The 21,100-nt window shown below is 69.3% G+C and carries 21 protein-coding genes; 10 read left to right on the top strand and 11 right to left on the bottom strand.

Features of this window, described 5'->3' with window-relative positions; translation table 11 throughout:
• Positions 1 to 131: 131 nt before the first annotated feature.
• Positions 132 to 353 carry a hypothetical protein gene (locus tag IFT82_RS17535; protein ID WP_192129264.1) on the bottom strand — a complete coding sequence of 74 codons (222 nt, stop codon included), beginning with the start codon at positions 351 to 353 and terminating at the stop codon, positions 132 to 134.
• 110 nt (positions 354 to 463) lie between these two features.
• Here IFT82_RS17535 and IFT82_RS17530 point away from each other — a divergent pair, with 110 nt between their 5' ends.
• Positions 464 to 634: a hypothetical protein gene (locus IFT82_RS17530; protein ID WP_192129262.1), complete on the top strand. Its 171-nt coding sequence runs from the start codon at positions 464 to 466 to the stop codon at positions 632 to 634.
• A gap of 31 nt (positions 635 to 665) precedes the next feature.
• Here IFT82_RS17530 and IFT82_RS17525 read toward each other — a convergent pair whose 3' ends face one another.
• Positions 666 to 1,283, bottom strand: a complete 618-nt coding sequence (locus IFT82_RS17525; protein ID WP_192129260.1) for a S24 family peptidase — start codon at positions 1,281 to 1,283, stop codon at positions 666 to 668.
• A gap of 89 nt (positions 1,284 to 1,372) precedes the next feature.
• Here IFT82_RS17525 and IFT82_RS17520 point away from each other — a divergent pair, with 89 nt between their 5' ends.
• The 6 genes from IFT82_RS17520 (at position 1,373) to IFT82_RS17495 (ending at position 11,356) form a co-directional block, all read left to right on the top strand.
• Complete coding sequence (locus IFT82_RS17520; protein ID WP_192129258.1) at positions 1,373 to 1,549, top strand: hypothetical protein; 177 nt, start codon at positions 1,373 to 1,375, stop codon at positions 1,547 to 1,549.
• Entirely contained in the window at positions 1,546 to 1,875 is a 330-nt protein-coding gene (locus IFT82_RS17515) for a hypothetical protein (protein WP_192129256.1), read from the top strand. The genes IFT82_RS17520 and IFT82_RS17515 overlap by 4 nt, the downstream gene beginning before the upstream one ends.
• 106 nt (positions 1,876 to 1,981) lie before the next feature.
• Complete coding sequence (locus IFT82_RS17510) at positions 1,982 to 4,153, top strand: TonB-dependent receptor (RefSeq protein ID WP_192129254.1); 2,172 nt, start codon at positions 1,982 to 1,984, stop codon at positions 4,151 to 4,153.
• A gap of 288 nt (positions 4,154 to 4,441) precedes the next feature.
• On the top strand, positions 4,442 to 5,200 hold the full coding sequence (locus IFT82_RS17505; protein ID WP_192129252.1) for a class II aldolase/adducin family protein: 759 nt from the start codon (positions 4,442 to 4,444) through the stop codon (positions 5,198 to 5,200).
• A 43-nt stretch (positions 5,201 to 5,243) separates the two neighbouring features.
• On the top strand, positions 5,244 to 7,244 hold the full coding sequence (locus IFT82_RS17500; protein WP_192129250.1) for an autotransporter assembly complex protein TamA: 2,001 nt from the start codon (positions 5,244 to 5,246) through the stop codon (positions 7,242 to 7,244).
• Complete coding sequence (locus IFT82_RS17495) at positions 7,244 to 11,356, top strand: translocation/assembly module TamB domain-containing protein (protein ID WP_192129248.1); 4,113 nt, start codon at positions 7,244 to 7,246, stop codon at positions 11,354 to 11,356. Before IFT82_RS17500 ends, IFT82_RS17495 begins: the two co-directional genes overlap by 1 nt.
• Here IFT82_RS17495 and IFT82_RS17490 read toward each other — a convergent pair.
• Both IFT82_RS17490 and IFT82_RS17485 read right to left on the bottom strand, forming a co-directional pair.
• Positions 11,350 to 11,748: a PIN domain-containing protein gene (locus IFT82_RS17490; protein ID WP_199860563.1), complete on the bottom strand. Its 399-nt coding sequence runs from the start codon at positions 11,746 to 11,748 to the stop codon at positions 11,350 to 11,352. The two genes, IFT82_RS17495 and IFT82_RS17490, sit on opposite strands and share 7 nt — an antisense overlap.
• The gene (locus tag IFT82_RS17485) at positions 11,748 to 12,008 is read right to left on the bottom strand and encodes an AbrB/MazE/SpoVT family DNA-binding domain-containing protein (protein WP_192129241.1); all 261 of its coding nucleotides are present in this window, start codon (positions 12,006 to 12,008) and stop codon (positions 11,748 to 11,750) included. The genes IFT82_RS17490 and IFT82_RS17485 overlap by 1 nt, the downstream gene beginning before the upstream one ends.
• A 122-nt stretch (positions 12,009 to 12,130) precedes the next feature.
• Here IFT82_RS17485 and IFT82_RS17480 point away from each other — a divergent pair, with 122 nt between their 5' ends.
• Together IFT82_RS17480 and IFT82_RS17475 are read left to right on the top strand one after the other, a co-directional pair.
• Positions 12,131 to 13,114 carry a quinone oxidoreductase family protein gene (locus IFT82_RS17480; protein WP_192129239.1) on the top strand — a complete coding sequence of 328 codons (984 nt, stop codon included), beginning with the start codon at positions 12,131 to 12,133 and terminating at the stop codon, positions 13,112 to 13,114.
• Between the two features lie 123 nt (positions 13,115 to 13,237).
• Positions 13,238 to 14,566, top strand: a complete 1,329-nt coding sequence (locus IFT82_RS17475) for a GGDEF domain-containing response regulator (RefSeq protein WP_192129237.1) — start codon at positions 13,238 to 13,240, stop codon at positions 14,564 to 14,566.
• 146 nt (positions 14,567 to 14,712) lie between these two features.
• On the opposite strand, the gene glnA is transcribed toward IFT82_RS17475, so the two are convergent.
• The 7 genes from glnA to aroQ all read right to left on the bottom strand — a co-directional run bounded on the left by glnA (position 14,713) and on the right by aroQ (position 19,859).
• Positions 14,713 to 16,125, bottom strand: coding sequence for a type I glutamate--ammonia ligase (gene glnA / locus IFT82_RS17470; protein WP_192129235.1), 1,413 nt, complete (start codon positions 16,123 to 16,125; stop codon positions 14,713 to 14,715).
• Between the two features lie 109 nt (positions 16,126 to 16,234).
• Positions 16,235 to 16,573, bottom strand: a complete 339-nt coding sequence (locus IFT82_RS17465; RefSeq protein WP_056528474.1) for a P-II family nitrogen regulator — start codon at positions 16,571 to 16,573, stop codon at positions 16,235 to 16,237.
• A 151-nt stretch (positions 16,574 to 16,724) separates the two neighbouring features.
• Positions 16,725 to 17,042, bottom strand: a complete 318-nt coding sequence (locus tag IFT82_RS17460) for an ArsC/Spx/MgsR family protein (protein WP_192129233.1) — start codon at positions 17,040 to 17,042, stop codon at positions 16,725 to 16,727.
• Complete coding sequence (locus IFT82_RS17455) at positions 17,039 to 17,503, bottom strand: hypothetical protein (RefSeq protein WP_207105821.1); 465 nt, start codon at positions 17,501 to 17,503, stop codon at positions 17,039 to 17,041. The genes IFT82_RS17460 and IFT82_RS17455 overlap by 4 nt, the downstream gene beginning before the upstream one ends.
• Before the next feature lie 40 nt (positions 17,504 to 17,543).
• Entirely contained in the window at positions 17,544 to 18,896 is a 1,353-nt protein-coding gene (accC, locus tag IFT82_RS17450) for an acetyl-CoA carboxylase biotin carboxylase subunit (protein ID WP_192129229.1), read from the bottom strand.
• Positions 18,896 to 19,378, bottom strand: a complete 483-nt coding sequence (gene accB, locus IFT82_RS17445) for an acetyl-CoA carboxylase biotin carboxyl carrier protein (protein WP_192129227.1) — start codon at positions 19,376 to 19,378, stop codon at positions 18,896 to 18,898. The genes accC and accB overlap by 1 nt, the downstream gene beginning before the upstream one ends.
• A gap of 34 nt (positions 19,379 to 19,412) precedes the next feature.
• Positions 19,413 to 19,859 (bottom strand): type II 3-dehydroquinate dehydratase, encoded by a 447-nt coding sequence (aroQ, locus tag IFT82_RS17440; protein WP_192129224.1) that lies wholly within the window; start codon positions 19,857 to 19,859, stop codon positions 19,413 to 19,415.
• Between the two features lie 161 nt (positions 19,860 to 20,020).
• On the opposite strand from aroQ, the gene thiS reads away from it, so the two are divergent.
• Positions 20,021 to 21,052, top strand: coding sequence for a sulfur carrier protein ThiS (gene thiS / locus IFT82_RS17435; protein ID WP_192129222.1), 1,032 nt, complete (start codon positions 20,021 to 20,023; stop codon positions 21,050 to 21,052).
• Positions 21,053 to 21,100 lie beyond the last annotated feature (48 nt).

Below are 21,100 nucleotides of genomic sequence, written 5' to 3'. Positions count from 1 at the left end.
GCGGGATGACCTCGACCCGATTCATCCGTCATTGCGAGCGTAGCGAAGCAATCCAGAGCCCGGCGGGTGACGCCCTGGATTGCTTCGCTACGCTCGCAACGACGGATGGCCAGGTTTCACGTCATCATGTCCTAGTGGACGGTGCCGGTCGCCTGTTCCGCGACGAGGATCACGATCAGCCGTTCGATCTGGCGCCAGCGGCAGAAGTTGATGTGGTTGCCCAGATCGCGACTGCGATCGGCGCGGGCGGCGGCCTCGGTCGCGGCGGCGGGGCCGAAGGCGGCGATCAGGTCGGCGGCCTCGGCGGCCTCGGCGGCATCGGCGATATAAGGCGCGGGAAACGGGGCAGACATCGGCGGGGCTCATTACGCAGCGGCAATGGTCCGTCAATCGGGGTCGCCCCGCGATGCGACGGGCCGAGGATGGTGGCGCGGCGGCGACGGGCGTGGCAGGAACGGCGGCGATGACCGATTCTTCCCCTCCATCCGCCGCGGGCGGTGTGCTCGTCGCGCTGGGTTCGATCCTGGGGGCGGCGGTGGGCTTCGCGATCGGCGAGGCGACGGCGGGCTTCCTGATCGGGCTGGGGCTGGGCGCGGTCGGCGCGCTGCTGATCTGGTGGCGCGACCGGCGATAGCGGCCGCGCATCGACGGTCAGGCCCTCCTGGTCAGACGGGGGCGCGCATCTGCCAGACGACGCGGCCGATCAGTTCGACCGGCGCATCGGGCAGGGGCGGGGCGAGCGGATTGTCGCTGCGCGCCCGCGGCACGCCGGCGTGGAGCGCCACGCGCTTGACCATCACCGTGCCGTCGATCCGCACCACGAAGATGCCGCCGCGCGGACCGGGGTGGCGATCGGCGGTGTCGACCAGGATGTGATCGCCCTCGCGCAGCCCCGGCTCCATCGAATCGCCCCGGACGCGGACGATCGCCGCCCGGTCGGGCTGCAATCCCAGCCGGCGGGCGAGGCCGGGATCGAGCAGGTCGGTGCCGGTCACCACCTCCGCATCGATCAGCGCGCCGGGGCCGGCCGAGACGGCGATGTCGAGGCGCTTCACCCGCCACCATGACGGGGCGGCGACCGCCCCCAGCCGGACGGGATCGACCCCGAAGAACCGGGCCAGCGCGGCGATGTCCGCCTCCTCCAGCGTGCGCGGGCTGCGGCGGTGGACATATTGCTGGATATAGGCGGGGTTGCGCCCGAGCATCCGCGACAGCGCCGCCAGGCTGGTGCCCCCCGCCGCCGCCAGATCGATCAGGGTCGTGCGCGGGTCATCCATCGTCATGAATCGTCGGTACCGTAGGAAATTATCCTAGACAAGTTGGATTTGTGAGAACAAATGAAGAACGCCGTTGTGGGATTGGGAGAGTCGGCGTGACATTGCTTATAGAGATCGACCGGTATCTGAGGGCGACCGGGATGCCGTCCACGAAGTTCGGGCGGCTGGCGGTGGGCGACCCGCGGCTGGTGGGTGACCTGCGGCGGGGGCGGATGCCGCGCGACAAGATGGTCGCGCAGGTCGAGGCGTTCATGGCGGGGATCGGGGCATGAGCGCGCGGCGGGATCGGCCCGGTACGCCGGACGCGGGCGTGCCGCTGGTGCGGGCGTTGCTGGCGGACGCGGCGGCGGCGGGATGCGCGGCGCGCGTGGTGTCGGCGACCGCGCGCGACTGGGCGAGCGCGACCTTCGTCGGAGCGCGGCATCATATCGTGATCGCGGTGACGGGCGAGGGGGCGGACGGCTGGACCCGGCATCTGCCCGAGGCGGACCTGCCCCTGTGGCAGCATATCGTCGCGGACCTGACGATCGACGCGGTGACGACGGTGGGGGAGGAGCGTCATGTGACGATCGCCGCGCTGACGCTGGTGGCGGCGTGACGATGACGGGAGAATGACAAGTTTGTCGCGGTGCAGCACGATACTTGATATAACGTAACATGGGCGATAGGGGTTGGCGATCGTCCCGTTTCGGAGCCCGTTGCCCATGACCCGTTTCCCGCTGCTGGCCGGTGCCGCGCTGCTGTTCCCCCTGTCCGCCACCGCCCAGACCGCCCAGACGGCCGACACGCCGGCGGCGGGGACCACGCCCCCCGCCGCCCGCCCGTCGTCCACGCGCGGCGGCGATATCGTGGTGACCGCGCCGTTCCGGCAGAGCGAGGCGGACGTGCTGTCGGGCACGTCGATCGTGACCGGCGAGGAACTGCAACGATCGCTGCGCCCGACCATCGGCGAGACGCTGGCGCGCCAGCCGGGCGTGTCGGCGACCTCGTTCGGGCCGAACGCGTCGCGGCCGGTGCTGCGCGGTTTCCAGGGCGAGCGCATCCGGGTGCTGACCGACGGGATCGGATCGATCGACGTGTCCAACACCTCGGTCGATCACGCCGTCGCGATCAACCCGCTGATCGCGGAGCGGGTGGAGGTGCTGCGTGGCCCGTCGGCGCTGCTGTTCGGATCGTCGGCGGTGGGCGGCGTGGTCAACGTGATCGACACGCGCATCCCGCGCACCGTGCCGGAGAACGGATACCGGCTGGGCGGCACCGCCACCTATGGCTCCGCGGCGAACGAGCGATCGGGATCGGCGGCGGCAGACGTGGCGGTGGGCGCCGGCTTCGTCGTCCATGCCGATGGATCGTACCTGAAGACCGACGATCTGGAGATCGGCGGTTTCGCGCTGTCGCGGGAGCAGCGCGCGGCGTCGCTGGCGGCGGCGTCGGCGGCACAGCCCGCGGTGCCCGGCGAGGAGGCGATCGATTTTGCCGGCAACGCCGCGATCCGTGGCCGCCTGCCCAATACCGCGTCGGAAACGTGGAACGTCGGCGTCGGCGCGGCGCTGATCCGCGACGGCGGCAGCCTGGGCGTGTCGTACAGCCGGTACGACAGCCTGTACGGCGTGCCGGTCCGCTATGCGACGCAGGTCGGGCAGGAGCAGGAGGCACCGCGCATCGACCTGAAACAGGACCGCGTCGACCTGCGCGCCGAAGTGGCGACGGGGGGCAATTTCCTCGACCGTATCCGCCTGCGCGCGGGCTTTGCCGACTATACCCATGCCGAACTGGAGCCGGACGGCGAGGTGGGCACCACCTTCATGAACCAGGGGCTGGAGGGGCGGCTGGAGTTCGTGCAGGCCAATCGTGGCGGCTGGCAGGGCGCATCGGGCGTGCAGGTGTTCAACCGCCGGTTCGACGTGGAAGGGGACGAGGCGTTCCTGCCGCGCAACGAGACCAGTCAGGTCGGGCTGTTCACGTTGCAGCAGTACAGCGCCGGCCCGTTCCGCGCGGAGGCGGGCGGCCGGTACGAGCGGACGTCGGTGGACGCGCGCACCGGGCTGGATGACGCACGCTTCTTTGCCGGTGGTCGCGATTTCGAGGCGGTGTCGGGATCGCTCGGTGCCTCCTACGAGGTCGCGCAAGGTGTGCGGATCGGCCTGAACGGATCGCGCACCGAACGCGCGCCGTCGGCCGAGGAACTGTTCGCCAACGGCCCCCATGCCGGGACCCAGTCCTACGAACTGGGCAGCCCGAACTTCCGGCTGGAGAAGTCGTGGGGACTGGAGGCGACGCTGCACGCGCACCGCGAGGCGTGGAGCTTCGACGCGGCGGCCTATTACAACTGGTTCTCCAACTACATCTTCGAGAGCCAGGTCGATCCGGGCGCGTGCGAGGCGGCGGCGGCGCCATCGGGGCGCGAGGTCGACCTGCCGTGCTTCCAATATGCGCAGGCGGACGCGCGCTATTACGGACTGGAGGCGGAGGCCAATGTCCGGCTGGCGACGATCGGCGGCTATCGGATCAATGCCGATCTGCTCGGCGACTGGGTCCATGCCAAGGTGGTCGATCGCGGGCCGGTGCCGCGCATCCCGCCGATGCGGCTGCTGGGCGGGCTGGAAGCGCAGGGCGACCGCATCACCGCGCGCGCCGAGGTGGAGCACAGCTTCAAGCAGGACCGCGTGACGCAGTTCGAGACGGAGACGGGCGCGTTCACGCTGGTCAACGCCAGTGTCGCACTGAAGCCGTTCGGAGTGGACAACGGCACGACGCTGACGCTGAGCGCGAACAACATCTTCGACGTGAACGCGCGGCGCCATGCCAGCTTCCTGAAGGATTTCGCGCCACTGGCGGGGCGCGACCTGCGGGCGACGCTGGGGTTCCGGCTGTAGGGGGTTGTCGGGGCGGGGTGGCATCGGCCTGATCCATCCCGTCGCCGTTCGGTTCCCGGCCCCGGCCCCGGCCCCGGCCCCGGCCCCGGCCCCGGCCTCCTCCCGTCATTGCGAGCGTAGCGAAGCAATCCAGAGCCCGGCGCGCAACGCCCTGGATTGCTTCGCTGCGCTCGCAATGACGGACGGATGGTTTTCACACCGGAGGGGCGGGGCGGCAGAACGGCAATGCTGGAAACCTGCTTCCTGCCATGCGATACCCGAACGATAAAAAATCAGGAGAGAAACGCCATGGCCACCGCCCCTGCGTCCAGCCCGGTCGCGACCCCGGAATGGGAGGCGCGGCAGCAGCTGGCTGCCTGTTACCGGGTGTTCGACATGCTCGGCTGGTCCGAGATGATCTACAACCACATCACGCTGAAGGTGCCGGGCGAGGAGGGCGCGTTCCTCATCAACCCGTTCGGGCTGCATTTCTCGGAAGTGACCGCGTCGAGCCTGGTCAAGATCGACATCGACGGCAACGTGCTGGGCGACAGCGCCTATCCGGTCAACCGGGCGGGGTTCGTGCAGCACGCGGTGTTCCACCGCCACCTGCCCGACGCGCATTGCATCATGCACACCCACACCACCGCCGGCATGGCGGTGAGCGCGCTGGAAGGCGGTTTGAGGCCGATCAACTTCTATGCGTGCAACTTCGCCGGGCAGATCGCCTATCACGATTTCGAGGGCGTGACGGTGCGGTCCGAAGAGGGCGAGCGGCTGGTGCGGAACATGGGATCGAAGCGGATCATGTTCCTGCGCAACCACGGGATGCTGGTGATGGGGCGGACCTTGCCCGAGGCATTCGTGAAGCACTGGGCGTTGCAGCGCGCGTGCGAAATCCAGCTGGCGACGCTGTCGATGGGCACCCCGCTGGAGGTCGCGCCGGAGGTGGTGGCGGTGCATCAGCGCGACCTGCACATGGCGCAGGTACCCGGCGGGCCGGGCGCGGCCGATTTCGCGGCGATGGTGCGGCTGGCCGACCGGCGGGACCGCAGCTGGCGCGACTGAGGTTGGGGGTGTCTTCCACGCCGTCGCGACGCTAGGGGGCGACATGCACTTCCGCGTCCGGCGGGCGGGCCGGCTGGCCTCTGCCGCCTGCCTTGCCCTGGCCGCATCGCCCCTCGCGGCGCAGGGCGGGGGTGCGCCCGCCCCGCAGGGCATCGGATCGCCCGCCCCGCAGGGCATCGGATCGATCGACCCGCAGGCGATCGATCCCGACGCCCCGCTGGCGAACCTGCCCGATATCGGGGTGGAATGGCCCGACCTGCCGGTCGAACCCGCGACGGCGCAGGTGGCGGGCACCGACGTGACGACCGAGCGCCGCTACGACTGGCGGATCGAGGGGATCGACGCGGTGTCGACGCCGCTGCTGCGCCAGCGGTTTGCGGAGAATTCGACGCTGGACGCCAATGACGGCAGCCCCGCCAACGCCGCGCAGCTCGACCGGCGCGCGCGCGAGGATGCGGCGCTGCTGGTGTCGCTGCTGCGCGCGCAGGGTTATTACGATGCGACGGTGGCGACGCGGGTGGGCCAGGGGGAGGGGGCGCCGGGCACGCGGATGCAGGTGGTGCTGGAGGCGGCACCGGGCGGGCTGTACCGCTTCACGGGCGTGACGCTGGCGGGCGTGGCGGCGGCGGGGGACAAGGCGGCCGACCTGACCCGCGCCTTCGCGGTGAAGGCGGGCGATCCGGTGGATGCCGATGCGGTGGTCGCGGGACAGGCGGCGGTGACGGTGGCGGCGGGGCGCGAGGGGTTTCCCTTCGCCAGGATCGACGCGCCGGCGATCGTCGTCGACCGCGCGGCGAAGACCGCGACGCTCGATCTGGCGGTGGCGCCGGGCGGCGCGCGGCGGTTCGGCGATATCGTCGCGCTGCCCGGCAACCGCGTGTTCGGGCCGGACCATGTCGCCGAGATCGCCCGGTTCGACCGGGGCCAACCCTTCGATCAGGCGCGACTGGACGATCTGCGCCGGGCGTTGATCCAGACCGGGCTGGTATCGCAGGTGACGCTGCGCCCGGTGGAGGGCGCGGCGCCCGACACCGTCGACATCGCGGTGAAGCTGGACCCGGCGCCGCCCCGCACCGTGGCGGGCGAGGCGGGGTACGGCACGGGCGAGGGCGCGCGGCTGGAACTGAGCTGGACGCACCGCAACCTGTTTCCCCCCGAAGGCGCGCTGACGATCCGGTCGGTGCTGGGCACGCGCGAGCAATTGTCGTCGCTGGTCTATCGCCGCAACAATTTCCAGGCGCGCGACCGGGTGCTGACCCTGCAGGCCGCCGCCGCGCACCAGAACCGCGACGCCTACGACGCGAGGACCTATTCCCTGTCCGGCGCGCTGGAACGGCAGACCAACATCTTCTTCCAGAAGACATGGACATGGTCGCTGGGGGCGGAACTGCTGGCATCGGACGAGCGCGACGTGATCGTGTCGACCGGGCAGCGGCGGCGGCGGACCTTCTTCATCGGTGCGCTGCCGACCAGCCTGATCTATGACGGCACCGACGATCTGCTGAACCCCACGCGCGGATTCCGGCTGGGCGGGCGGTTGAGCCCGGAGGCGTCGTTGCAGGGCGACGTGTTCGGGTATGCGCGCACCCAGATCGACGCCAGCGTCTATCGCACGGTGCATGACGGCGTGGTGCTGGCGGCGCGGACGCGGCTGGGCACGATCGTCGGCGCGCCGCGCGACGCGGTGGCGCCGTCGCGGCGTTTCTATGCGGGTGGCGGCGCATCGGTGCGCGGTTACGGTTTCCAGTCGATCGGGCCGCGCGATCCCAACAACGATCCGATCGGCGGCCGCAGCCTGACCGAATTCGCGGTCGAGGCGCGCATCCGCGCCTTCGGTAATTTCGGAATCGTGCCGTTCGTCGATGCCGGCAACATCTATACCGATCCGCTGCCGGGGTTCAGCGGCCTGCGCTACGGCGCAGGGCTAGGCGTGCGCTATTATTCCAATTTCGGGCCGATCCGGCTGGACGTCGGCACCCCGCTGAACCGGCAGCCGGGGGATTCGCGGATCGCGGTCTACGTGTCGCTGGGGCAGGCGTTCTGATGCGACGGATCAGGCACTGGATCGCCGGCGCCGTCACCCTGCTGGCGACGATCGTCGCGCTGGCGCTGGTGCTGGTCGATACCGGCTGGGGGCATCGGCTGGTCGCCGAGCGGATCGGCACGATCAGGACCGCCAACGGATTGCGCTTCGCGATCGGGCGGATCGACGGATCGGTGTACGGCGCGACGCGGCTGCGCGACCTGCGCGTCTACGATCTGGACGGGTTGCTGTTCAGCGCGCCCGACGTGGCGCTGGACTGGGCGCCGTGGCGCTGGCTGAAGGGCGAACTGGCGATCGAGCGGCTGGCGGTGCCCGCCGCCCGGCTGGAGCATGTGCCGCATACCCGCAAGACCGGCAAACGCGGGCCGATCCTGCCCGATTTCGACATCCGCATCGGCGACCTCGCCATCGACCGGCTGGTGCTGGCGCCACCGGTGTCGGGCCGGGAGCGGACCGGCCGGCTGGCGGGCCGGGCGGATATCCGGTCGGGCCGGGCGATGGTGACGCTGGCGGCGACGGTGGCGGGCAGCGACCGGCTGCGCGTGGCGATCGATGCCGAGCCGGCGCGCGACACTTTCAGGGTCGATGTCGCGGCGGCGGGGGCGGCAGGGGGCGTGCTGGCGAGCGCGGCGCGGGTGAACGGGCCGGTGACGCTGACCGTGGACGGCGACGGGCGCTGGGCGGCATGGCGCGGCCGGGCGGTGGCACGGGCGGCGGGGGCATCGGTGCTGGATCTGGCGCTGAGTGCGACCGCGGGGCGCTATACGCTGGCGGGGACCGCCGCGCCGTCGCGCTTCCTGACCGGCAAGGGCCAGCGGCTGACCGCACCGCGCGTGCTGGTGGAAGGGGCGGCGACCTATGGCAACCGGCGGCTGGCGGGGCAACTAGGGCTGCGATCGGCGGCGCTGGCGGTGACGACGACGGGCGAGATCGATCTGGCGGCGAGCGTCTATCGCAACGTCCGGGTGCGGGCGCGGCTGTTGCGGCCCACCGCGCTGTTCCCGAACATGAGCGGGCAGGGCATCGAACTGCGCGCGATCCTGGACGGGGCGTTCGACCGGGTCCGTTACGATTACCGGCTGACGGCGGACCGGCTGGCGTTCGACAATACCGGGTTCGACCGGGTGCGGATCGGCGGCGCCGGGCGCTGGTCGCTGATGCCGGTGACGGTGCCGATCCGGCTGGCGGCGGCGCGGGTGACGGGGGTGGGCGATGTCGCGGGCGGCATCCTGCGCAACCTGAGCGTCGACGGCGCGCTTCGCCTGGCGCCGCCGATGCTGACGGGCGACGCGCTGCGGCTGCGGTCCGACAAGCTGCAGGGGCGGATCACGCTGGCGCTCGACCTGCGGACCGGCCGCTACAGGATCGGGCTGGGCGGGGCGCTGGGCCGGTATCTGATCCCCGGCATCGGTGTGGTCGACGTGCAGTCGCGGTTGCAGGTGGTGCCCGGACCGGGCGGGCGCGGCACGCGGATCGCCGGGCGGGGCGAGGCGCAGGTACGGCGGCTGGACAACGCGTTCTTCCGATCCCTGGCGGGCGGGCTGCCCCGGATCACGACCGGGCTGGAGCGGACATCGGACGGCGTGCTGCACTTCACCGGGCTGGTGCTGACCGCGCCGTCGCTGCGGCTGGCGGGCAACGGGTATCGCCGGCGCGACGGCACGTTCCATTTCGAGGGGGCGGGGCGGCAGGCGACCTATGGCCCGGTATCGCTGGTGCTGGACGGGCGGATCGAACGGCCGACGCTGGACCTGCGCTTCGCCAGCCCCAATGCGACGCTGGGCCTGCGCGATGTGCGGGCGCATCTCGACCCGACGCCGCAGGGCTTCGCCTTCATGGCCGAGGGGCGATCGCGGCTGGGGCCGTTCCGGGGGCGGGGCGCGATCCTGCTGCCGAGCGGCGGGCAGGCGAGCATCGGCATCGATACGGTCGAGGTGGCGGGATCGCGGGGCAGCGGCCGGCTGGCGATCGTCGACGGCGGCTTCGACGGCCGCATCGCGATGACGGGCGCGCTGACCGGCGACCTGACGTTCCGGCCGGAGGGCGCGGTGCAGCGGATCGACCTGCATCTGGCGGCGCGGGGCGCGCAACTGGACGGCGCGACGCTGCGGCAGGGGCGGCTGGACGGATCGGTGCGGCTGAACCCCGCCGGACCGGTGCTGGACCTGACCGCGCAGGGACAGGGCTTGCGCTATGGCGGACTGTTGCTGGCGCGCTTCGCCGGGACCGCGAAGCTGGTGGACGGCATCGGCGAGGTGCGGGCGGCGATCGCCGGGTCGCGCGGACGCTCGTTCGATATCCAGACGGTGACGCAGGTGCGCGCGGACGGCTTCACCGTGAATGCGCAAGGGACGCTGGACCGGCGGCCGATCCGGCTGCTGGAGCCGGCGGTGATCGTGCGGGAGGGCGAGGGCTGGCGCGTGCAGCCGACGCGGCTGACCTTCGCCGGCGGCGAGGCGCGGCTGGCGGGCCGGTGGAGCGAGGCCGGCACCAGCGTCGAGGCAGGCGTCACCACGATGCCGCTGACCATCCTCGATATCGGTTTTCCGGGACTGGGGCTGGGCGGATCGGCATCGGGCACGCTGACGCTGGCCACGCCGGCGGGCGGTGCGCCGACCGGGCGGATGGACATGACCGTGCGGGGGCTGACCCGTGCCGGACTGGTGCTGAACTCCACCCCGATCGACGTGGCGATGGCGGGCGTGCTGCGCGCCGACCGGGCGGGATTGCGCGCGGTGATGGCGGCGGGCGGAAAGACGATCGGGCGGGCGCAGGCGCAGCTTGCCCCGTTGGGGCAGGGGACGTTGACGCAGCGGCTGGCGGGGGCGGGGCTGTTCGCGCAACTGCGCTATGCCGGGCCGGCGGACGCACTTTGGCGGTTGACGGGGGTGGAGCTGTTCGACCTGTCCGGCCCGGTATCGATCGGCGCGGACGTGACCGGCCGGCTGTCCGCCCCGCTTATCCGCGGCGCGTTGCAGACCAGTGCGGCCCGGATCGAAAGCGCGACGACGGGCACGCTGCTGACCAACGTGCAGACCAGTGGGCGCTTCGCCGGATCGCGCCTCGCCATCGACCGGTTCGCCGCCGACGCCGGTCGCGGTGGCCGGGTGACGGGATCGGGCCAGTTCGATCTGGCGGGCCGTGGCGGCGTCGGGCTGGACCTGCGGATGCAGGCGGACCATGCGGTGCTGATCGCCCGCGACGATATCGGCGCGACCGTATCCGGGCCGCTGCGCTTCGCCTCCACGGGCACGGGCGGCACCATTTCGGGCGACGTGACGCTCGATCAGGCGCGGTATCGGCTGGGGCAGGCGACCGCCGCCACCGCCGCGCCGCAGCTGAACGTGCGCGAGATCAACGTGCCGGGTGGCGTCGACACCGACGATCGGCCCGCGACGCCGTGGACGCTGGCGCTGAACGCGCGCGCGCGCAGCGCGGTGGCGGTGACCGGGCTGGGCCTGACCAGCGAATGGTCCGCCAACCTGCAGATCGGCGGCGCGCCCGACAATCCGGCGATCACCGGGCAGGCACGCCTGATCCGGGGCGATTACGAGTTCGCCGGACGCGAGTTCGAACTGTCGCGCGGCATCATCCGCTTCGGCGGCGAGACACCCGCCAACCCGTCGCTGGATATCGAGGCGAATGCGAACACCACCGGCCTGAACGCCTCCATCCGGGTGACGGGCACCGCGATGAAACCCGAGATCGGCTTTGCCAGTGTGCCGGCGCTGCCCGAGGACGAATTGCTGTCACGCCTGCTGTTCGGGACCTCGATCACCAACCTGTCCGCGCCCGAGGCGCTGCAACTGGCCGCCGCGGTGGCGGCGTTGCAGGACAGTGGCGGCGGGCTGAACCCGATCAACGCGGTGCGGCGCGCGGCGGGGCTGGACCGGCTGCGCATCCTGCCCGCCGATCCGCAGACCGGGCAGGGCACGTCGATCGCGGCGGGCAAATATGTGACGCGGCGGCTGTATGCGGAGATCGTGACCGACGGACAGGGCTATTCCGCGACGCAGGTGGAGTTTCAGGTGACGCGCTGGCTGTCGTTGCTGTCGAGCATCTCGACGCTGGGGCGGCAGAGCGTCAACGTGCGGGTATCGCGCGACTACTGAACCGGAGCGGGCCAGGGTTCGAGCCGCAGGCCGGGAATGTCGCGGAAATCGGCGGCGTTGACGGTGATGAGCGTCAGGTCGCCGACCAGCGCGGTGGCGGCGATCAGCCGGTCGATGATCTTCGAACGGGAAAAGCCGCAGGTGGCGACGATGCGGCCATAGGTAGTGACCGTGTCGGCCGACAGATCGAGCATCGGCAGTAGCTGCAAGAGCGAGTCGAGATTGGCACGACGTTTGACGGCATTGCCGGGATCGCGATGGACCCCCGCCTCCAGTTCCACCCAGCTGAGTATCGATATTGCCGGGGTTACGGCCAATCGCTCCACCCGCTCCGTTATCGTGGCTTCGACATCACGAAGGTAGATCGCGATGTTCGTATCGATCAGGTACATTATTCCAGGCCTGTGCGATCCGGAAATTCGATCGGTGCCCGCTCTTCAATCGGCGTGATCGGTCCGATCGCCCGCAGCCTGCGAACCAATTCGCTTACCTTGGCTTTTTCGGCATCCGCGTCGATGGCGGGTTTGACCATCACCGTATCCCCGACCTGCTCCATCGTCACCATCGTGCCGGCAGACAGCCCGAAGCTTTTGGGCAGGCGCACCGCGACGCTGTTGCCGCTCCTGAACGTCCGTGTTTCGATCGCACCCATCGGCCGCACTCCCGTATGGCCCGGTATATACGCCTTGTCGTAACGCTTGCCCAGCGAGTGGCGCAACCGGCGGCGGGCACGCGGCGTTTCGCGGCCACGATCATGATGGAAGGACGATGGTGATGGACCAGTCAGCCCGCGTCGCGCGGATCACGCGTACCGGCGGACCTGAGGTGATCGAATGGGTCGATGTCGATCTGCCGCCGCCCGCCCCCGGCGAAGTACGGTTGCGGTCGCTGGCGGTGGGGCTGAACTATATCGATGCCTATCACCGCAGCGGACTGTATCCGATCGACCTGCCCGGCGGACTGGGATCGGAAGCGGCCGGCGTGGTGGAGGCGGTCGGCGAGGGGGGCGATGGCTTCCGCGTCGGCGACCGGGTGGGCACGTTCGGGCCGTCGCGCGGTGCCTATGCCACCGCGCGCAACGTCGCGGTCGGCGAACTGGTGCATCTGCCGGACGCGGTCGACGACCGGACGGCGGCGGCGCTGCTGCTGAAAGGCGGTACGGCGGCGATGCTGATCGAACAATGCGCCCGGGTGCAGCCGGGGCAGGCCGTGCTGGTCCATGCCGCCGCGGGCGGGGTGGGGCATCTGCTGGTCGGCTGGCTGAAGGCGATCGGCGCGACGGTGATCGGCAGCGTCGGCACCACGGACAAGGCCGAGATCGCCCGCGCGGCGGGTGCCGATCACGTGCTGCTGCACCGGGAGGAGGATGTCGCCGCGCGCGTCCGCGAACTGACCGATGGTCGCGGTGCCGATGTGGTGCTGGACGGGATCGGCAAGGCGACATGGGACGTGTCGCTGGCGGCGACGGCGCGGCGCGGGATGATCGTCAGCTATGGCAATGCCTCCGGCGCGGTGGAGGGGGTCAATCTGGGGATATTAGCCGCGAAGGGATCGCTGTTCGTGACGCGGCCGACCCTGTTCGATTATGCCCGGACCCAGGGGGAGCGGCAGGCGATGGCCGACCGGGTGTTCGCGATGCTGGCGCGCGGGGCGATCCGGCCGACGATCGGCCGCAGCTTCGCGTTGGCGGACGCCGCCGAGGCACACCGGGCGATGGAGGCGGGCGACACGCATGGCAGCACGGTGATGATGCCATAGGGCACGGGTAAGATCGCACCATATCAAGCTGGTAATCATATGGCAGGATATCCTGTCTACGCCCCGCCGGACATGGCCATCAGGCCGGGACGACCGGATGCCCGTGGATATGATGGAGCCAGCATGACCCGTTTTCGGGAACTCGATCGCAAGGCGCAGTCGGATCGGTCCTCCGCTTACCCGCCCGGCGGCACGCCGGAGGTGTTCCTGATCGAGGAATCGGTGGCGATGGGCCTGTTGCTGCAGGGCCGGATCAAGGCGAAGACCAGTGCGGAGGTCACGTGGTTCCGCAGCTATGCCGCGGCCGCCGCGGCACTGGAGGAGCGGCGGCCGGCGCTGGCGATCACCGGCACCAGCCTGCCCGATGCGCCGGCGGGCGAGATCCTCGACCTGCTGGCCGATGCCGACGTGCCCACCGTGCTGTTCACCGCGACGCTCGACCGCAAGGTGCGCGAGCGGTTCACCTCGCGCAACATCGTCGATTATTTCTACAAGGATGCCGACGCCACCGTCGCGCAGGTGGTGCGGACGGTGGCGCGCTTCACCGACATGCCGCCACCGCCGGTGCTGATCGTCGACGACACGGCCAGCGGGCGATCGGTGCTGGCGGACCTGCTGCGCCGTCAGAACTACCGGATATTCGAGGCGGCATCGGGCATCGATGCCCTGCGCATCCTGGCCGAGAACGACGATATCGAACTGGTCATCACCGATCATCACATGGCCGACATGGACGGTTACGAACTGACGCAGCGCATCCGTGCCCGCCACCCGGCGGACCGGCTGCGGATCATCGGCATCTCCGGTTCGTCGGACCCGTTCCTGTCCGCCTCGTTCCTGAAGGCCGGGGCCTCCGATTTCGTCTATCGCCCCTTCATCGCGGAGGAAGTGCGGTACCGGATCGAGAGCAATATCGAGACGCTGGCGCAGATCAGGCACCTTCGCTTCCTAGCGGAGCGCGATCCGCTGACCGGCCTGTACAATCGCCGCGCCTTTTTCGAGCGGGCGCATCCGATCGTCACCGAGCTCGGCACGACGGGGGGCGAGGGGTATATCGCGATCCTGGACATCGACCATTTCAAGGCGGTGAACGACCGTTACGGGCATGACGTGGGCGATCAGGTCATCAAGCGGGTCGCGACGGCGATCCGCGACTGCTGCGATCGGGGCGATGCCGTCTCCGCCCGGTTCGGGGGGGAGGAGTTCATCATCATCTTCAGCCGGATCGACCGCGATGCCGTGCAGGCCCGCTGCGAGGCGCTGCGCGAGGCGATCGCGGCGGTTACCGACCGGAGCGTCCTGTCGGTGACCGCATCGCTCGGCGTCGCGGCGATCCATCCCGGCGAAGGGCTGGACAATGCGCTGAACGCCGCCGACCAGCTGCTCTACATGGCCAAGGCCGGTGGCCGGAACCGCGTGACCTATGACGCGGCGCTGTGGGGGGCGGACTGACGCGGAAAAGGGCGCCCGGATCGCGCCGGACGCCCTTCTATCGTGGTCGGCATCGCGACGAGGCCGCGCCGTCGGTCGGGGCGGTGCCCCGCCGGCCGGGCCCGGGCGCACGCAAGCAACTGCGCTGCTTGCGTGCGCCCTACGCCTCAGCCGCTGTAATACATGTCGTATTCGACCGGGCTGGGGGTCATTTCCCAGCGCGCGACTTCCGAACGCTTGATCTCGACGAAGGAGTGGATCTGGTCCTTCGAGAACACGTCGCCCTTCAGCAGGAAGTCGTGATCCGCTTCCAGGCAGTCGAGCGCCTCGCGGAGCGAACCGGCGACGGTCGGCACCTGCGCCAGTTCGGCGGGGGGCAGGTCGTACAGGTTCTTGTCCATCGCCTCGCCCGGATGGATCTTGTTCAGGATGCCGTCCATGCCCGCCATCATCAGCGCCGCATAGGCGAGATAGGGGTTGGCGAGCGCATCGGGGAAGCGCACCTCGACGCGCTTCGCCTTCGGCCCGGTGCCGTAGGGGATGCGGCACGAGGCCGAGCGGTTGCGCGCCGAATAGGCGAGCAGCACCGGTGCCTCGTAGCCCGGCACCAGCCGCTTGTAGCTGTTGGTCGACGGGTTGGTGAAGGCGTTGACCGCCTTGGCATGCTTGATGATGCCGCCGATGAAATACAGGCACATCTCCGACAGGCCGGCATAACCGTTGCCGGCGAACAGCGGGTTCTTGCCTTCCCAGATCGAGAAGTGGGTGTGCATCCCCGAGCCGTTGTCTTCCTTGATCGGCTTGGGCATGAACGTCGCCGTCTTGCCGTAGGCGTGCGCGACCTGGTGGACGACGTACTTGTAGATCTGCATCCGGTCGGCGGTCTGGGTCAGCGTGCCGAAGGTCAGGCCCAGTTCGTGCTGCGCGGCGGCGACCTCGTGGTGGTGCTTGTCGCAGGGCAGGCCCATCTCGATCATGGTCGACACCATCTCGCCGCGGATATCCACGGCGCTGTCGACCGGCGCGACGGGGAAGTAGCCGCCCTTGGCACGCGGGCGGTGGCCCATGTTGCCGCCTTCATATTCGCGACCCGAATTGCCCGGCAGTTCGATGTCGTCGATCTTGTAGTAGCTGGTCGAATAGCTGTTCTCGAACCGCACGTCGTCGAACAGGAAGAATTCGGCTTCCGGGCCGACATAGACGGTGTCGCCGACGCCGGTGGTCTTCAGATACGCCTCGGCGCGCTTCGCGGTCGAGCGGGGATCACGGGCGTAGAGTTCGCCGGTCGAAGGATCGACGATGTCGCAGAACACGATCAGCATCGGCGTCGCCGAGAAGGGATCGGTATAGACCGCCTCCAGATCGGGCATCAGCGTCATGTCCGACTCGTTGATCGCCTTCCAGCCCTCGATCGAGGAACCGTCGAACATCAGGCCGTCGGTGAACTCGTCCTCGCCGAGCAGCGAGGCGACCATGGTCAGGTGCTGCCACTTACCCTTGGGATCGGTGAAGCGCAGATCGACCCACTCGATCTCCTCTTCCTTGATCCGCTTCAGAATGTCGCTGGCCGAAGTCGCCATGTCAGGTGCCCCTTGCTCTTGAGATAGGCCGGCCGCATGGCCGGACGTGATGTTGCGCCGCGAGCATCCAATTCCACAGAATGTTGCGTCGCGTCAAATCAAGTTATGGTCAGATCGCTGCTTCATCGCGTTCGCCGGTGCGGATGCGGAGCGCCGCCTCGACCGGGATCACGAAGATCTTGCCGTCGCCGATCCGGCCGGTCTGCGCGGCGGCGGCGATCGCCTCGACCACGCGGTCGGCCAGGGCATCCTCGACGACGACCTCCAGCTTCACCTTGGGCAGGAAATCGACGACATATTCGGCACCCCGATACAGTTCGGTATGCCCCTTCTGCCGGCCGAAGCCCTTCGCCTCCGTCACGGTGATGCCGGATACGCCGATCTCGTGCAGCGCCTCTTTCACCTCATCCAGCTTGAACGGCTTGATGATGGCCTCGACCTTCTTCACGGCTTCCCCCGGTGCATGTTCGATCCTCGCCCTGACGATGGACGATGCAGACTACGTGCCAGTCGCGCCTGCCTGCGGCAAGCCCGGATCGGCGGCGTTGAGGGTGCCCGAAAACCGGGCATTTCGATGAGTGCTGCCCACAAGTGCGGCATCACAGAATGAAATGGACGCGTTCGGGCGGACGGGCGAGGACGACGCCGCGTTCGGTTTCGACCAGGGGACGCTCGATGATCGTCGGGTCGGCCGCCATCGCGGCGAGGATCGCGTCGTCGGCAAGCGGCGGCGCATCGCCGCGCAGTCCCTGTCGCGGCGTCAGTCCGGCACGGGTGTAGAGGCGGGCGAGGTCGGCTGCGGTCGGCGGGGTCTTCACGTAATCGATCACGGTCACGTCCGCGCCGGCCGCGTGCAGCAGCGCCAGCGCGGCACGGGATTTGGAGCAGCGCGGATGGTGCCAGATCGTCGCCTTCATCGCAGGTGCCGCCATTCCTCGACCGCATCGAGGAACGGCTGCGAGGTGCGCAACTTGGCGGATTCGGCGATCCGCCGCCGCGTGCTCCACGCCATGCTGCCGTCGAAGCCGTCGCGCGCGCTGCACAGCGAGGCGCAGGTATCGCCCGCATCGACATAGGTCAGGCGCCGGTCCTGCCGGCGGATCGTGATCCGGCATTGCCGCGCGCTGCTGTGGCGCGAGGCGCGGTAGATCAGCGCCGGGCCGACCGCATCGGCGATCCCCGTCAATTCGCACCGCGCGCCGTCGGGGGCGTGAAGGTCGAAATGCACATAGGCGTGGCGGGCGGCGATCGGCACGATCTCCACCACGCTGTCCACCCGCTTGCCCTGCGCATCGGTGGTGCGGCTGAGGTAATGGCCGGTCAGCGCGCGAACCGGGTCCTCGATCGACGAGCCGACCTTCAGCGACATCGCGAGCAAGAGCGGGGGGGCGGCGAGCCACCAGTATCGCCGCATCCCGTCAGGCGTCCTGCTTCGCGAGCCAATCCTCCAGCCATTTGATCGTGTAGCTGCCCGCTTGGAATTCCGGGTCCTCGATCAACTGCTGGTGGAGGGGGATGGTGGTCTTCATCCCCTCGATCACGAATTCCTCCAGCGCGCGGCGCAGCCGGGCGATGCAGCGGTCGCGGGTGGTGCCGTAGACGATCAGCTTGGCGATCATGCTGTCGTAATAGGGCGGCACCTTGTAGCCCGCGTACAGACCGGAATCGACGCGGACATGCATCCCGCCGGGCGCGTGGAAATGCGTGACCTTGCCGGGCGAGGGCATGAAGGTGCGCGGGTCCTCCGCATTGATGCGGCATTCGATCGCGTGGCCGGAGAAGCGCACCTCGTCCTGCCGGACCGACAGGGGATTGCCCTCCGCGATGCGGATCTGTTCACGGACCAGATCGATGCCGGTAATCATCTCGGTGACGGGATGTTCGACCTGGAGACGGGTGTTCATCTCGATGAAGTAGAACTCGCCGGCTTCCCACAGGAATTCGATCGTGCCCGCGCCGCGATAGCCCATGTCGGCCATCGCCTTCGCCACGATGCCGCCCATCCGTTCCCGCTCGGCGGGGGTGATGATCGGGGAGGGGGCCTCCTCCAGCACCTTCTGGTGGCGGCGCTGGAGCGAGCAGTCGCGCTCGCCCAGATGGATCGCCTGGCCGTTGCCGTCGCCGAATATCTGAAACTCGATATGGCGCGGGTTGCCGAGATATTTCTCCATGTAGACGGTCGCGTCGCCGAACGCCGCCTTCGCCTCCGTCCCCGCCTGCTGCATCAGCGTTTCGAGCTGGTCTTCCGAATTGCAGACCTTCATGCCGCGCCCGCCGCCGCCCGACGCCGCCTTGATGATGACGGGATAGCCGATCTCGGCGGCTAGCGCCTTCGCCTCGGCCACGTCGGAGATCGCGCCGTCGGAGCCGGGCACGAGCGGCAGGCCGAGCGCGCCGGCGGTCCGCTTCGCCTCCACCTTGTCGCCCATCGTGCGGATATGTTCGGGCTTGGGGCCGATGAAGATCAGGTCGTGCATCTCGACGATCTCGGCGAAGCGGGCATTCTCGCTGAGGAAGCCGTAGCCGGGATGGATTGCGTCCGCCCCGCTGATCTCGGCGGCGGAGATGATGTTGGGGATGTTGAGATAGCTGTCGGTCGCCGCCGGCGGCCCGATGCAGATCGCCTCGTCCGCCAGGCGCACGTGCATCGCATCGGCATCGGCGGTGGAATGGACCGCGACCGTCCTGATGCCCATCTCGTGACAGGCGCGGTGGATACGCAGCGCGATCTCGCCGCGGTTGGCGATCAGCAGCTTCTTGATCTGCGGCATTATTCGACCACGATCAGCGGCTGGTCGAATTCCACCGGCTGGCCGTTTTCGACCAGCACCTGACGGACGACGCCGGCGGTGGGGGCGAGGATCGGGTTCATCACCTTCATCGCCTCCACGATCAGCAGCGTGTCCCCCGCCGCCACGGTCTGGCCGACGCCGGCGAACGGCTTCGCGCCCGGTTCGGCGGACAGATAGACGGTGCCGACCATCGGCGATTTCACCGCATCGACCGCGGCGGTCGGCGCGAAGGCCGCGACCTCTGCGGTGACGGCGGCCGGGATCGGCGCGGCGGCGGGCGGTGCCGGCGCATAGTGCATCGGTGCCGCGGCGGCCGGCGGCGCCTTGCGCGCGACACGGATCTTGCGGTCCTTGTCCTCGACCTCGATCTCGGTCAGCTGCGTGGTATCCAGCAGCTCGGCGAGCTGGCGGACGAGGTCGACATCGATCTGCATCGGGCCGTTCGGTTTAACGTCGGTCATGGTGACCCTTCCCCTGTTCAAGCGCGGGCGTCTGTCAGAAGCGGGCCGCGGCTTCAAGCGCCAGCATATATGATTGCGCCCCGAAACCCGCGATCGTACCCTTTGCCGCGCGTCCTACATAACTGATATGGCGGAATTCTTCCCGCCGGTGCGGGTTCGACAGATGAACCTCGATCACCGGGGTCGTCACCGCCTTGATCGCGTCGTGGATCGCGATCGAGCTATGGGTGAAGGCCCCGGCGTTCAGCAGCACCGCTTTGGCGCGGCGGGCCTGGGCCTCGTGCAGCCAGTCGACCAGATGGCCTTCGTGGTTGGACTGGCGCAGGTCGATCTCCAGCCCGAGTTCGCGGGCGCGGTCCTCCAGCATCCCGGCGATGTCGTCGAGCGTGTCGTGGCCGTAGATCTCCGGCTCACGCAGGCCGAGCAGGTTGAGGTTCGGACCGTTCAGGACATAGATGGGGCCGGTGGCGTTTTCGGCCATGTCGGGGCGCTTTCGGTTGCGGGGCGCGGACCGCGCCCCTAGATCGCAGGTCTTCTACCCGTTCGTGTCGAGCGAAGTCGAGACATGTGTCCATGCGGGTCGGCCCTACAGATGACCGGTGCTTCTCGACTTCCGCTCGAAGCGACCGGCGGGAACGCGACATGGCCCATAGCGACGGCACCGTGACGATCACCGTGAATGGCGAACACAAGCGTATCAGCGCCGGGCTGACGCTGGCGCAACTGGCCACCGAGATGGGGCTGGTGGTGGAGAAGGTGGCGGTCGAGCGCAACCTGGAGGTGGTGCCGCGATCGACGCTGGCGGACGTGCTGGTCGAGGACGGCGACGATATCGAGATCGTGCATTTCGTCGGTGGTGGCGACCATCCGGTCGCGGGGGGCGGCGATCACGTCGCCCCGGTTACGCAGGACAGCTGGACCGTCGCGGGCCGGACGTTCCGGTCGCGGCTGATCGTCGGCACCGGCAAGTACAAGGATTTCGCGCAGAACGCGGCGGCGGTCGAGGCATCGGGCGCGGAGATCGTGACGGTGGCGGTGCGGCGGGTGAACGTGTCCGACCCCAATGCGCCGATGCTGACCGACTTCATCGATCCGAAGCGCATCACCTATCTGCCCAACACCGCCGGCTGCTTCGATGCCGAATCGGCGATCCGCACGCTGCGGCTGGCGCGCGAGGCGGGTGGCTGGGACCTGGTGAAGCTGGAGGTGCTGGGCGAGGCGAAGACGCTGTACCCCGACATGGTCGAGACGCTGCGCGCGACCGAGATCCTGGCGAACGAGGGCTTCCTGCCGATGGTGTACTGCGTCGACGATCCGATCGCGGCGAAGCGGCTGGAAAATGCCGGTGCGGTCGCGATCATGCCGCTGGGCGCGCCGATCGGATCGGGGCTGGGCATCCAGAACCGCGTCACCATCCGCCTGATCGTGGAAGGGGCGGGGGTGCCGGTGCTGGTCGATGCCGGGGTCGGCTCCGCCTCCGACGCGGCGGTGGCGATGGAGCTGGGCTGCGACGGCGTGCTGATGAACACCGCCATCGCCGAGGCGAAGGACCCGGTGATGATGGCCGCCGCGATGCGGGCCGCCGTGGAAGCGGGACGGCTGTCGTACCGGGCGGGGCGGATGGGGATGCGGCGCTATGCCGATCCGTCCAGCCCGCTTGCCGGCCTGATCTGAGAGCCCGACCGAAAATTGAGTTGAGCGATTTCAGCAGCTTGTGATTCA

The organism is Sphingomonas sp. CFBP 8760, from assembly GCF_014841615.1.
In the GTDB taxonomy this organism is placed as follows: Bacteria; Pseudomonadota; Alphaproteobacteria; order Sphingomonadales; family Sphingomonadaceae; genus Sphingomonas.
This window is presented reverse-complemented; position numbering and strand designations above follow the sequence as displayed.